This window comes from Ciceribacter sichuanensis, from assembly GCF_024055605.1.
Classification (GTDB): domain Bacteria; phylum Pseudomonadota; class Alphaproteobacteria; order Rhizobiales; family Rhizobiaceae; genus Allorhizobium; species Allorhizobium sichuanense.
Map to the genome: position 1 here is coordinate 239,982 of NZ_JAMXLX010000005.1, position 13,463 is coordinate 253,444.

A 13,463-nucleotide genomic window follows, 5' to 3' on the forward strand; every position below is an offset into this window, starting at 1 on the left:
CGAACGCGGGTTGCGCCAACCGGACGCGACGGTGATGGGGAACATGGAGATTTTTCCGGTTTCTCTCCGTGGCCAACGAATTGGCAGACGAGCCCCTTAATCGTCCGGCCCGCGTTCTCCCCGATCCCCTACCTGCGAGGCCTGCACCCATGGTGCGGGCCTCTTTTCTGATCTGTTTTGCCAAGAGTCTTGCCGGCGAAAACGGCGGCGCTTTCAATGCTCCATCTCTTGGTCTCCTCGCAATCCCCGACGCAAAACCGGTGCACGCCTTGGCTGGAGTTGCTCTAAGTCACAGGCCAAACGAGAAGCAGAACGGGGATGCTGACCACGACGATGAGAATGGAGAGTGGCAGGCCGAGACGAGCATAGTCGCCGAACCGGTAACCGCCGGGACCCATGACAAGCGTGTTGCATTGATGGCCGATGGGCGTGAGGAAATCGCAGCCGGCGCCGATGGCGACCGCCATCAAAAAGGCGTCCGGCCTATAGCCGAGGCCGGTCGCGAAGCTTGCGGCGATCGGCGCCATGACCAGAACGGTGGCTGCATTGTTGAGAAAAGGCGTCACGGCCATCGCCGTCACCAGAATGAGGGTCAGCGCGCCATAGGCGGGCATGCCTTCTGCCGTGCGCTCGAGCCAGCCGGCGATCACGTCGCTCGCTCCCGTCGTTTTCAGCGTCTCCGAAACCGGGATCAGGGCGCCGAGCATGACGAGGATCGGTCCATCAATGGCGCGGTAAATCTCGCTGAGAGGAATGACCTTCAGGATCACCATGGCAACCGCAGCAGCGAAGAAGGCGACCGCGACCGGCGCGAGACCGAGCGCTGTCGCCACCATGGCGACGGCAAGGATGGCAAGCGGCAGAAATGCGTTGCGCGGGGTGCCGAGCAGGATCTCGCGCTCGGCAAGCGGCAGGCAGCCGAGTTCGAGCAAAAGTCCCGGAAGCGCCTGTCTCTGGCCCTGGAGAAGGACGACGTCTCCGGAGCGCAACGTGAGCTGGCCCAGCCGCTCGCGGATGCGCTTGCCCTGCCGGCTGACCGCCAGCAGGTTGACGCCATAGGTGTTGAACAGCGAGAGGTCGCGAGCAGAAAGGCCGATGAGCGCGGAGTCACGACTGACGACTGCCTCGATCGAGGTGATTTCGCCGCTCCTGTCGCCACTGTTGATCGGTCCGCCAGAGAGGGAAAGGTTTGCCCGCGATACGATGCCGTCCAGCGCCTCGGACGGGCCTTCCAGCAGCAGCGCGTCGTTTTCCTTGAGCTTCACGTCGGGAAAGGGCGAGATGCGGGTGTGTCCGCGCAGGATCGCGGCGACGATCACCTCTCCCGCACCGAGGGAAAGAAGTTCGTTCAGGGTTTTGCCGACGAAAGGCGACTGTTTGCCGAGCGTGGCCTCTGTCGAGAAAGTTGAACTTTCGAGTGCTTCCTGCAGCGAGGGTGTCTGGTTCTCCCGTCTGGGCACAAGCCAATAGAAGAAGATCAGGAAGACGATGCCGGCCAGGGCCAGAGTGGCGCCGACCGGGGTGAAGTCGAACATGGTAAAGGGAGCGCCAGAGATTTCGGCGCGCAGCCGCGAGACGACGATGTTCGGCGAGGTGCCGATCTGGGTCATCAGGCCGCCGAGCAATGCGCCGAACGCCATCGGCATCAGGAAGATCGAAGCCTGTATGCCGGAACGGCGGGCGAACTGGAAGGCGACCGGCATCATGATCGCCAGCGCGCCGATGTTCTTGATGAAGGCGGAAAGCACCGTCACGGTCACGAGCAGGAGCAGCATCTGCCCGCGGACCGAGTTCAGTGTTGGGAAGAAGCGCTTGATGGCGGCGTCGACGATGCCGGAACGGGCGACCCCGGCGCTGACCACGAGCGCGCTGCCGACGATGACGACTATATCGTCGGAAAAACCGGAAAACGCATCCGCTGCCGGCACCAGCCCCAGGGCGACGGTGATCAGCAAGGTCGCGCAGGCAACAATGTCATATCGAAAGCGACCCCAGAGAAAAGTCGCCATCATGATGGCGATGACGGCGAATGCGAGGATCTGTTCGGTTGTCATCGGGCTCCGGAGAGGTTGCAGCGAGCAGCAGGTGGGCGTCGGGGAGGAAATGTCGCGCCCGGCCCGTTTGTTCCCAAGTCCGCTCCCTGGCCGGTCGCAAAAGAAAACGGCCCGCGACGAGGCGGGCCATTCAACGAGGGACTTGCACGGCTCAATGCAGCTTCTTTGCCGCTCGTTCCGCCTGACGCTTACGCCGGGCAAGCATGTTGAGCCCCTCGACCAGTCCGGAGAAGGCCATGGCGGCGTAGACGTAGCCCTTCGGCACATGGAAGCCCATGCCGTCGGCGATCAGGGTCGTGCCGATCATCAGCAGGAAGCCGAGCGCCAGCATGACGATCGTCGGGTTCTTTTCGATGAAGTTGGCAAGGGGCGTGGCAGCGACCAGCATGACGGTCACCGCGATGATGACGGCTGCGACCATGATCGGCAGGTGTTCCGTCATGCCCACGGCGGTGATGATGCTGTCGACGGAGAAAACGAGGTCGAGAAGCAGGATCTGGCCGATGGCGGCGGCGAAGGTGCCGTTCCTGGAAGAAGCGATGAAGTCCTCGCCCTCTTCCTGCGGATCGACATTGTGGTGAATTTCCTTGGTTGCCTTCCAGACGAGGAACAGGCCGCCGGCGATCAGAATGATGTCCTTCCATGAAAAGCCATGACCGAAAGCCTCGAAAACGGGTGCGGTCAGCTTGACGATCCAGGCGACCGTGCCAAGCAGGGCGAGACGCATGATGAGCGCAAGGCCGATACCGATGCGGCGTGCGCTTTCACGCTGCTCCGGCGGTAGCTTGTTGGTCAGGATGGAAATGAAGACGAGGTTGTCGATACCGAGGACGACCTCCATGACAACAAGGGTGATCAGGGCGATCCAGGCGGCGGGATCCTGTAGCAGAGCAGTGATTTCCTGCATGAGCTCTTTCCGGTTAGCAGTTTCGGGCCGAGGTCAACAAATGGAGTATTACCCCACAGAGAACAAGGGCGCCAAAGGCTTGCGCGGAAAAAACTTGCCGTGATGCGACGTCAGCACTTCCGATCGGGGCCGTAAGCCGACATGAAGACGTAAATCGCGCTGTCCACGACGTGCTCGACTTCCGCCTTGTCCGGGGGGGTCTGCAGTTCGTTGAACAGCTTGAGCTTGAAGTAGGTTCCGGTCGCTAGATCGATGAACTGCCGGGCGGCGAGTTCCTCATCGACGGACTTGAGAGCGCCCTCGGCCACTTTGCGACGGAGAAATTCCTCCAGAACCGTGCGGGCGTTGGCCGGAGCAGCGGACAGGAAGCGGCGACACACGCCGGGCATGCGGTCGACCACGCCGAGAACGGTACGCATGGCCGGGATCATGTCTCCGGTCAGGATCTGGCGTGCAAAAGCGAGGCCGAAGCGACGCAGGCCGTCCTCGACGTCCTGGCTGTCGGCGAGCATGTCGCGCAGGGTTTCGGTGAAACGGCCCTTTTCGCGCTCGATCAGCGCGGCGAACAGGTCTTCCTTGCTGTCGAAGTAGACGTAGATCGTGCCCTTGGAGACCCCGGCCTCGCGGGTGACGTCGTTCATGCTGGCGGCGTCGAAGCCCATTTTCATAAATACACGCTTGGCGCCATCAAGGATCTGGCCGCGCTTCACCGGGTCCTCTCCAGCGGCAAAGCGGCTGGAAGAGGGAGTGGCGGAAGCGATGTCCGTTACGGCTAGATCTGAGACCTTTTTGGGTTGGCGAGCCATGGGTGTCCGAAAATTAAGGAAATTGAACCAGAGGCGGTGCGTCGGGCTCTGTTACCACTTGATATGTGCTAAAAAAGCCTCTATGTCAATCGAACCGAACGGTTCAGTTCGATTAAGTTTATGCGAGCGAGCAATATCCATGACAGGGTCTCAGAGGACCGGCGCGGTTCGCGCCGTCGAAAGCGTTGAAGAACAGGCGCCGGTTGCCGAAGCGCCGAGGGAAGTGACGGCGGCTGTGGCTGAAGCCCCGTCCGCGGCTGCGCCCGCGAAAGAAAAGAAGCGCCGCAGTCTGGTCCTGCCGGTGGTCGTGCTTGCGCTTCTGGGTGGCGCCGGCTGGTACGGTTACCACTGGTGGACCGATGGCCGCTTCATGGTTTCGACTGAAGACGCCTATATCGAGGGCGACATCGCGATCATCGCGCCGAAGGTTTCCGGCTATATCGCTTCCGTTCCCGTCAAGGACAACCAGATCGTCAAGGCCGGCGATCCGCTGGTGGTTCTCGACGATGGTGACTATCGCATCGCCGTCAATCAGGCGGAGGCGACGCTGAAGAGCCAACACCTGACACTCGACCGCATCGACGCCCAGATCAAGGGTGGCGAGGCGGCTCTGGAGCAGGCAAAGGCGCAGAAGCAGTCATCGGTGGCAAGCCTCGATCTCGCACAGCTTTCATTCACACGCGTCAGTGGCCTGCAGGCCCAGAAGGTGGTTTCGACCGCCGATCTCGACAGCGCCAAGACCTCGCTGGAACAGGCGCAGGCCAATGTCGCGGCGTCCGATGCGAACATTGCATCGGCCGATGCCCAGATCGCCGTGCTCAAGGCGCAGCGCGCCGAGGCTGAGGCCGAGATCCGCTCGGCTGAGCTGACGCTGGAAAAGGCCCAGCGCGATCTCGACTTCACGGTCCTCAAGGCGCCCTATGACGGTGTCGTCGGCAATCTTGCCGTTCAGGTCGGTGATCTCGTTTCGACGGGCAAGCGTCTGGCGGCTCTGGTGCCGGTGCAGGACCTTTATATCGAGGCAAACTTCAAGGAGACCCAGATCGCCCATCTGGTTCCGGGTTCGAAGGTGAAAATTCACGTCGATGCCTATGGCGACAAGCCGCTCGTAGGCACCGTCAGTTCGATCGCGCCTGCATCCGGTTCGGTCTTTTCGCTGCTTCCGGCGGAAAATGCGACAGGCAACTTCACCAAGGTCGTCCAGCGCGTTCCTGTCCGTATTGCGCTTCCGGAAGATGCGCTGAAGGAAGGGCACCTGCGTGCCGGCCTGAGTGTCATCGTCGATGTCGATACGCGCACGGCCCCGGCCGGAGCGGCTGTAGCGTCAAACTGACGGCAGAAAAGGAAGCCCGGCATGGCGACTGCAGGCACGGTGACGGCGGGCGGCGGGATTGCCGCGCCTGCTGCGGATCGCATGGACCCGAAGCGTATCGTCGCATTCTTCGCGATGGTGTTCGGCATGTTCATGTCGATCCTCGACATTCAGATCGTTTCAGCCTCGCTTGCCGAGATCCAGGCCGGTCTTGGTGCCGGCTCGGACGAGGTTGCCTGGGTGCAGACTTCCTATCTGATCGCGGAAGTCATCATGATTCCGCTGTCGGGCGCACTTGCGCGCATTCTCTCGACACGCGTCCTGTTTGCCTTTTCTGCGGCCGGCTTCACCATGGCGAGCGCGCTGGCCGCGACCGCTACCAATATCGAGCAGATGATCGTCTATCGCGCGATCCAGGGTTTCATCGGCGGCGGCATGATCCCATCGGTTTTCGCTGCTGCCTTTACGATCTTCCCGCCGTCGAAGCGGGCCATCGTGTCGCCGATCATCGGTCTTGTCGCGACACTCGCGCCGACCATTGGCCCGACTATCGGCGGCTATATCAGCCATGCCATGTCGTGGCACTGGCTGTTCCTGATCAACGTCGTACCCGGCATCATCGTAACGGCCCTGACCTGGAGCCTGATCGATTTCGACAAGCCCGACCACAGCCTGTTGAAGAAGTTCGACTGGTGGGGACTGCTGACCATGGCCGTGTTCCTCGGCTCGATGGAATACGTTCTCGAAGAGGGCAACAACAAGGACTGGTTCGGTGACGAGCGTATCGTCATGGGAACCGTCGCCATGGTGATCGGTGGGGTGATCTTCTTCTACCGCGTCTTCAAGGTGGATTTCCCGGTCGTCGACCTCAGGGCGTTCGGTAACCGCAACTTCGCCTTCGGCTCGCTGTTTTCCTTCATCATGGGTGTCGGCCTCTACGGGCTGACCTATCTCTATCCGCTCTATCTCGGGCGTATCCGCGGCTATGATTCGATGATGATCGGCGAGACGATGTTTGTCTCGGGTGCGGCGATGTTCTTCACCGCTCCCGTTGCCGGTGCTCTTTCGACGAAACTCGACCCGCGCGTGATGATGATGATCGGCTTTGCGGGGTTCGCCCTTGGTACCTATCTGATGACTGGTGTCACGGCTGACTGGGATTTTTATGAACTGCTGATACCGCAGATCCTGCGCGGTTGCTCTCTCATGCTGTGCATGGTGCCGATCAACAATATCGCGCTCGGAACGCTGCCGCCGGACCGCATGAAGAACGCTTCGGGCCTGTTCAACCTGACCCGTAACCTTGGCGGTGCGGTCGGTCTGGCGATCATCAACACCATGCTGACACAACGTTCCGACGAGCATTACGCCCGGCTCTCCGAACACGTCACCTGGAGCAATCCGGAAGCGCTCGACTGGCTGTCCAGCGTTGGCGCCAACTACGACAGCTACGGTCTCGACGGCTCGCTGACGGCAATCAAGAAGCTTTCCGGCGTCGTCACCCAGCAGTCGTGGCTTCTGTCCTTCATGGACGTGTTTATGGGGCTGACGCTGCTGTTCTCCTGCCTGATTTTCCTGACGCTTCTCATCAAGAAGCCGAGTGCGGCAGCCCCCGCCGGAAGCGGCCACTAACGGGCTTTCTTTCCGATTTCATCCTATCCACCGCCGCCGGGACCGTCGCCTTCGGGCGGCGGTCCTCGTGTTTTTGGAGGAAATCTGAGGTACGTACATCAGATTTTGATTTACGTACCTCAAATGATCGGCTAGAAGTCGCGTCCGGAGGAAATGATGAAGCCGACAGTTCACGACATCGCGACCACTGCGGGCGTCAGCCTCGCCACCGTCGATCGGGTGCTGAACCGTCGGCCGGGGGTCAGCGCGCGTACTCGCGAGAAGGTCGATGCGGCGATTGCCTCGCTCGGTTTCGTGCGCGACATGGCTGCCGCCAATCTGGCGAAGGGTCGGACCTATCCGCTCGTCTTCATCCTGCCGTCCAACGACAATTCCTTCATGCGCCTGATGGAGGCCGAGGTGCGTAGCGCCATGCTGCGCTCGGCGCTCGAACGGACCGATATCCGCATTCTCGCAGTGCCCGCCTTCGATACCGCTCCCCTTGTTGCAGCGCTCGACAGGGCGGCCGGGGAGAAGCCGGCGGGCGTCGCGCTGGTCGCCGTCGATGCGCCCGAAGTCATCGCCGCCGTCGACCGGCTGGCGGATGCGGGCATCCCCGTGGTGACGCTCGTCTCCGATCTGCCGGCGTCGCGGCGCGTTCACTATGCAGGCATCGACAACATTGCCGCGGGTCGGACGGCGGCGAGCCTGCTCGGCCGTTTTGCCGGAGAAAGGGCAGGGCCGATAGCGGTTCTCGCCGGTTCGATGCTGGTGCGCGACCACCGGGAGCGTCTGGACGGTTTTCGGCAGGTGATGGCGGAGAGCTATCCGCATCTCAGGCTTCTCGATGTCGTCGAAGGACGCGACGATCCGGCGACCGTCGAACGGCTGCTTCTCGAGCTTTTCCGTGAGCATGGCGATGTGCGTGGCATCTACAGCCTCGGCGCCGGCAATCGCGGCCTCATCAAGGCGTTGCGGCAGACGGCATTCGAGCGCCTGCCGTCCGTCATCGCGCATGAATTGACGGAGACGACGCGGCTCGGGCTGACCGAAGGACTGGTCGATGCCGTTCTCAATCAGGATGCCGGCCATGAAGTGCGCAGCGCCATCCGGGTGCTGAAGGCAGAGGCCGACGGTTCCCATGTGCTGGCGGCGCAGGAACGCATCCGCATCGACATTTTCTTGAAAGATAACCTGCCGTAACGGCGGGAGATAAGGGAGGATCGCAATGTATCTGGGACTGGATCTCGGCACGTCTGGCGTCAAGGCGCTGCTGATCGACGCGGATCAGAAGATCGTCGGCTCCGCCAACGGGGCGCTCGATGTTTCGCGGCCGCATTCCGGCTGGTCGGAGCAGGAGCCTGCCGACTGGATCCGGGCGACGGAGGAGGCCATTGCCGGCCTCAAGGCCAAGCATCCGAAGGAACTGGCGGCGGTGAAAGGCATCGGGCTTTCCGGCCAGATGCATGGCGCGACGCTGGTCGACGCTTCGGACAAGGTGCTGCGTCCCTGCATTCTATGGAACGACACCCGCTCCTTCGAGGAAGCCGCTGCGCTCGACGCCGATCCGCGCTTCCGCAGCATAACCGGCAATATCGTCTTCCCCGGCTTTACCGCGCCGAAGCTCGTCTGGGTGGCGAAGCATGAACCGGACATCTTCGCCAAGGTGGCGAAGGTGCTGCTGCCCAAGGACTATCTGCGGCTCTGGCTGACCGGCGAATACATCTCTGAAATGTCGGATTCTGCCGGAACCTCCTGGCTCGATACGGGGGCGCGCAAATGGTCTTCGGAACTGCTGGAGGCGACCGGCCTCGGCGAAAACCAGATGCCGTCGCTGGTGGAAGGAACGGAGGCTGGCGGAACCCTGCGCGCCGGGCTTGCATCCGCCTGGGGCATGGGGTCGGGCGTGGTGGTGGCCGGCGGTGCGGGGGATAACGCCGCTTCCGCCTGCGGCATGGGTACGGTTTCCGAGGGGCAGGCGTTCGTCTCGCTCGGCACTTCGGGCGTGCTTTTCGCTGCCAACGGTTCCTACCTGCCGAAGCCGGAAAGCGCGGTGCATGCCTTCTGCCACGCGCTGCCCGCTACCTGGCACCAGATGGGCGTCATTCTCTCGGCCACCGATGCGCTGAACTGGCATGCAGGGGTGACGGGCAAGGGGGCGGGCGAGTTGACCGCCGAACTCGGCGAGACGCTGAAGGCACCCTCGGGCGTGACCTTCCTTCCCTATCTCTCGGGCGAACGCACGCCGCACAACGACGCGAAAATTCGCGGCGCCTTCATCGGCCTCGGCCATGAGAGCGGCCGGGCGGTGCTAACCCAGGCCGTGCTCGAAGGCGTTTCCTTTGCGATCCGCGACAATCTGGAAGCGCTGAAATCGGCAGGTACTCGGATCGGCCGGGTGACGGCGATCGGCGGCGGCTCGCGCTCTCGCTACTGGCTGGCCTCGATTGCGACGGCACTTGGTGTTCCGGTCGATATTCCGGCGGACGGCGATTTCGGCGCTGCCTTTGGCGCCGCCCGTCTCGGCTTGATTGCTGCAACCGGCGCGGACCCGCTTTCCGTCTGCACCGCACCGGAAACGGCCGAGACCATCGAGCCGGTCACGGCGCTCGGCGGGGCTTACGAGGAGGCCTACGCGCGCTACCGGGCGCTTTATCCGGCGATCAGGCCCTTGGCTCAATAATTATCCTATCGGGAGGGAAGAAACCCCTCCCCAACCCCTCCCCACAAGGGGGAGGGGCTCTGTCGCCTTCTAGGCCGCCGTTGTGGATGACGATGACGGTTCCGCCCGTTTTCTCCCCCCTTGTGGGGGAGATGCCGGCAGGCAGAGGGGGACTTGGCTTTTACATTCAACAGGAGGAAATACTCATGAGCACAGGCTTTTTCGGTGATATCCAGAAAGTGAAATACGAGGGACCGGACAGCACCAATCCGCTGGCCTATCGTTACTACAATCCCGACGAGGTGGTTCTCGGCAAGCGGCTGGAAAACCATCTGCGCTTTGCCATCGCCTATTGGCACACCTTCACTTGGCCGGGCGGCGATCCGTTCGGCGGGCAGACCTTCCAGCGCCCGTGGTTTTCCGACACCATGGAAGCGGCGAAGGTGAAGGCGGATGTCGCCTTCGAATTCTTCCAGCTGCTCGGCGTTCCGTTCTATTGCTTCCACGATGCCGACGTGCGTCCGGAAGGCCGGAATTTTGCCGAGAACACGAAGAACCTCAACGAGATCGTCGATTACTTCGCCAAGAAGCAGGCCGAGACCGGCGTCAAGCTGCTCTGGGGCACGGCAAACCTCTTCTCCAACCGTCGCTTCATGAGCGGTGCTGCGACCAATCCCGATCCGGATGTCTTCGCCTTCTCTGCCGCAACCGTGAAGACCTGCCTCGATGCCACCATGCGGCTCGGTGGCGAAAACTACGTTCTGTGGGGCGGTCGCGAGGGCTATGAGACGCTGCTCAACACCGACCTCAAGCGCGAGTTGGACCAACTCGGCCGTTTCCTCAACCTCGTCGTCGAGTACAAGCACAAGATCGGTTTCAAGGGCACCATCCTGATCGAGCCGAAGCCGCAGGAACCGACCAAGCACCAGTACGACTACGACGTCGCGACCGTTTATGCCTTCCTGCAGAAGAACGGGCTGGAGAAGGAAGTTAAGGTCAATATCGAGCAGGGCCATGCCATCCTCGCCGGCCATTCCTTCGAGCATGAACTCGCCATGGCGAACGCCTTCGGCATCTTCGGCTCGATCGACATGAACCGCAATGACTACCAGTCCGGCTGGGATACCGACCAGTTCCCGAACAACGTGCCGGAAATGGCGCTGGCCTATTACCACGTTCTCGCTGGCGGCGGTTTCACCACCGGCGGCACCAATTTCGACGCCAAGCTCCGTCGCCAGTCGCTCGATCCGGCCGATCTGCTGTACGGGCATATCGGCGGCATGGATTGCTGCGCCCGCGGCCTGAAGGCGGCGGCGAAGATGATCGAGGAGCGTGCGCTGTCGAAGCCGCTCGAGGAGCGTTATGCCGGCTGGGAAAGCCCCGAGGCCCAGAAGATGCTGCGCGGCGAATATTCGCTCGATGAGATCGCCGCCAATGTCGAAAAGGCCGATATCAATCCCGAACCGCGCTCCGGCCGCCAGGAATATCTGGAAAACGTGGTCAATCGCTACGTTTGATCGGCGTTTCTGATTTAATGCCAGGGTCGGGGCGCGAAAGTGTCCCGACCTTTTCCGTCGATAGGGCCTGCCGCATCAGCCGGGGCGATGAGTCTTGATATAGTCCACGAATGCGCGCAGCGGTGTCGGCATCAGGCGGCGTTCTGGATAGTAAAGGAAGGGGCCGGGGAAGCTGAGCCACCACGGCTCGAGCACCGGCAACAATTCGCCGCTGTCGAAATGCGGTTTCAGCCAGTCTTCGAACAGAGAAAAGATGCCCGCGCCAGATATGGCGGCGCGGATGCCGAGTTCGCTTGCGTCTCCTGCCTGCACGATCAGTTGCCCATTGGGCTCGACGACAAGCGTCTCGACATCCTTCTCAAATTCCCAAGGCATAACGGGGCGTCCGGCGAAGCGGCTGCGGATGCAGTTGTGCGCGAGCAGGTCGTGGGGATGCTGTGGATGACCGTGGGCTTCCAGATAGGCAGGAGAGGCGCCGAGGGCGTAGCGCTGCAGGCGGGGGCCGATCGGGACGGCGATCATATCCCGCGCCAGGCGTTCGTCATAACGAACGCCGGCATCGTAACCGGCTGCGATCACATCAATCAGGCTTTCCTCGGTATCGATTTCCAGCCGGATGTCGGGATAGGCTGCCAGGAAGCCGGGAACGATCGCTGGCAGCACCAATCTGGCGGCACTGGCAGGCACATTCAGCCTTAGCGTACCGGCGGCCCGGCCATCGAAACTCCTGACATGTTCCAATGCCGCACCGATTTCACCGAAGGCAGGGGCGATGCGCTCCATCAGCCCGCGCCCGGCATCGGTAGGCACGACGGCGCGTGTGGTGCGGTTGAGCAGGCGTACCCCGAGCCGGGCTTCCAAACGGCGCACTGCGTCGCTCAATGCCGAGGCGCTGGTGCTGCCCAGACGGGCGGCCTCGCGAAATCCGCCGGCGCGGGCGACCGCGAGAAAAGCGCTGACATCGCTCATTTCGGGTTCGTCGACCATCGTGCCTCCTGATGATTGTCCTGTTTTCCGGACGGCTTGTCCGGATTGCATCCCATTATCATGAAAGTGCGGGTGCCGTACATATTCGCCACCACACAAAAGGAGAAATCGACATGGCCACTCTGACAAAAGCCGGCAGCTTCGAACTGGGCAATCTCACCGTCAAACGTCTCGGTTACGGGGCCATGCAATTGGCTGGCCCCGGCGTCTTCGGTCCTCCGAAGGATCGGGCAGAGGCCATTGCCGTCCTGCGCGAGGCGGTCGAAAGCGGAGTCGACCACATCGACACCAGCGATTTCTACGGCCCGCATGTCACCAACCAGATCATTCGCGAGGCTCTGCACCCTTATGCTGACGACCTTGTCATCGTCACCAAGGTCGGCGCGGTGCGCGGTGACGATGGCTCGTGGAACCCGGCCTTTTCGAAGGAGGCTCTTATCAGGGCCGTGCACGACAATTTGACGAATCTGGGACTCGACGCGCTCGACGTCGTAAACCTGCGGGCGATGTTCGACGTGCATGGACCGGTCGAGGGCGATCTCGAAGAACCCTTGACCGTGCTTGCCGAGTTGCAGCAGCAGGGATTGGTCAAGCATATCGGCCTTTCCAACGTCACGGCCAGGCAGGTGGCGGACGGCCGCAAGATCACCGAGATCGTCTGCGTGCAGAACCAGTACAATCTTGCCCATCGCAGCGACGACGCCCTCATCGAGGAGCTGGCGACCGAAGGGACGGCCTATGTGCCGTTCTTCCCGCTTGGCGGCTTCTCGCCGTTGCAGTCCTCGACCTTGTCCGACGTGGCGGGAAGGCTGGACCTCACGCCGATGCAGGTGGCGCTCGCCTGGCTGCTGAAGCGGTCGCCGAACATCCTGTTGATCCCCGGCACCTCGTCCCGCATCCATCTGCGGCAGAATCTCGCCGTCGCCGATGTCGATCTGCCCGCGGATGCGATGGCGGAACTGGACGGGATCGGTTCGGCGGGTTGAGGTCCGCCGGGGACGGAGGCGACGGTCCTTTCTCGCGCAGGTCGAGGCTGACGGAAACGAGGGGCATCCTCCCGACCGCCGCCGTCACCCGATCGCGATGATTTCGAGCTCCTGGCCGTTCATACTCACGACATCGCCGACGGCCTTGCCGATCAAGAGCCTGGCCACCGGGGAGACATAGGAGATGGAGCCGGCCTTGGGGTCGGCTTCGTCCTCTCCGACGATGCGATAGGTCTGCACTCGGCCATCGTCGCGCTCGAAGGTGACCGTGCCGCCGAAGGCGACGATATCAGTGGAGGCAGGCGGCGGCACGAGCTGTGCGGAACGGACACGCTCCGCCAGATAGCGCAGGTCGCGCAAGGGGCCGGCGGTCTGCCTGCGCTTCTCGTTGACGTCCTCGATGCCGCTTGCCGCCTCAAAGGCTTCTCTGGCCTGCCGGAGTTGAAGTTCCAGAGCCTTCAGGCCGGCCTCCGTCACGAGGTTCGGATGAGGCGAGATCGGCCGATCCGGCAAAAGGGTTTCTGCCGCCGTTTCGGCACTCTCTTCCTTGACGAAGGCTACACTCAATCTCGAACTCCGTTCTGTGCGGCAATCTTAAACGCGCGTGGGCTTTCAGCCCGA

The 13,463-nt window shown here is 62.2% G+C and carries 11 protein-coding genes; 6 read left to right on the forward strand and 5 right to left on the reverse strand.

The annotated features are described in order from the left end of the window. Positions 1-284: 284 nt before the first annotated feature. From NBH21_RS16585 to NBH21_RS16595, 3 genes are all read right to left on the reverse strand, one after another. A complete protein-coding gene (locus NBH21_RS16585; protein ID WP_250915353.1) occupies positions 285-2,054 on the reverse strand; it encodes an SLC13 family permease in 1,770 nt (589 codons plus the stop codon). A gap of 151 nt (positions 2,055-2,205) precedes the next feature. Further along, entirely contained in the window at positions 2,206-2,961 is a 756-nt protein-coding gene (locus NBH21_RS16590; RefSeq protein WP_250915354.1) for a TerC family protein, read from the reverse strand. 110 nt (positions 2,962-3,071) lie between these two features. Continuing rightward, the gene (locus NBH21_RS16595) at positions 3,072-3,767 is read right to left on the reverse strand and encodes a TetR/AcrR family transcriptional regulator (protein ID WP_250915355.1); all 696 of its coding nucleotides are present in this window, start codon (positions 3,765-3,767) and stop codon (positions 3,072-3,074) included. A gap of 139 nt (positions 3,768-3,906) precedes the next feature. Between NBH21_RS16595 and NBH21_RS16600 the strand changes: the two genes are divergently transcribed. The 5 genes from NBH21_RS16600 to xylA all read left to right on the forward strand — a co-directional run bounded on the left by NBH21_RS16600 (position 3,907) and on the right by xylA (position 10,869). Beyond that, positions 3,907-5,100 (forward strand): HlyD family secretion protein, encoded by a 1,194-nt coding sequence (locus tag NBH21_RS16600; protein WP_250915356.1) that lies wholly within the window; start codon positions 3,907-3,909, stop codon positions 5,098-5,100. Between the two features lie 21 nt (positions 5,101-5,121). Further along, positions 5,122-6,711: a DHA2 family efflux MFS transporter permease subunit gene (locus tag NBH21_RS16605; RefSeq protein ID WP_250915357.1), complete on the forward strand. Its 1,590-nt coding sequence runs from the start codon at positions 5,122-5,124 to the stop codon at positions 6,709-6,711. A gap of 156 nt (positions 6,712-6,867) precedes the next feature. Then, the gene (locus NBH21_RS16610; RefSeq protein WP_250915358.1) at positions 6,868-7,893 is read left to right on the forward strand and encodes a LacI family DNA-binding transcriptional regulator; all 1,026 of its coding nucleotides are present in this window, start codon (positions 6,868-6,870) and stop codon (positions 7,891-7,893) included. 25 nt (positions 7,894-7,918) lie between these two features. Continuing rightward, entirely contained in the window at positions 7,919-9,373 is a 1,455-nt protein-coding gene (gene xylB / locus NBH21_RS16615) for a xylulokinase (RefSeq protein WP_250915359.1), read from the forward strand. A gap of 185 nt (positions 9,374-9,558) precedes the next feature. Beyond that, positions 9,559-10,869 (forward strand): xylose isomerase, encoded by a 1,311-nt coding sequence (xylA, locus tag NBH21_RS16620; RefSeq protein ID WP_250915360.1) that lies wholly within the window; start codon positions 9,559-9,561, stop codon positions 10,867-10,869. A gap of 75 nt (positions 10,870-10,944) precedes the next feature. Here the strand turns inward: xylA and NBH21_RS16625 are convergent, their stop codons facing one another. Beyond that, entirely contained in the window at positions 10,945-11,856 is a 912-nt protein-coding gene (locus NBH21_RS16625) for a LysR family transcriptional regulator (protein WP_250915361.1), read from the reverse strand. Between the two features lie 113 nt (positions 11,857-11,969). Here NBH21_RS16625 and NBH21_RS16630 point away from each other — a divergent pair, with 113 nt between their 5' ends. After that, entirely contained in the window at positions 11,970-12,842 is an 873-nt protein-coding gene (locus NBH21_RS16630; protein WP_250915362.1) for an aldo/keto reductase family oxidoreductase, read from the forward strand. Positions 12,843-12,926: 84 nt separating this feature from the next. On the opposite strand, the gene greA is transcribed toward NBH21_RS16630, so the two are convergent. Continuing rightward, the gene (greA, locus tag NBH21_RS16635) at positions 12,927-13,409 is read right to left on the reverse strand and encodes a transcription elongation factor GreA (RefSeq protein WP_250915363.1); all 483 of its coding nucleotides are present in this window, start codon (positions 13,407-13,409) and stop codon (positions 12,927-12,929) included. Positions 13,410-13,463: the final 54 nt, after the last annotated feature.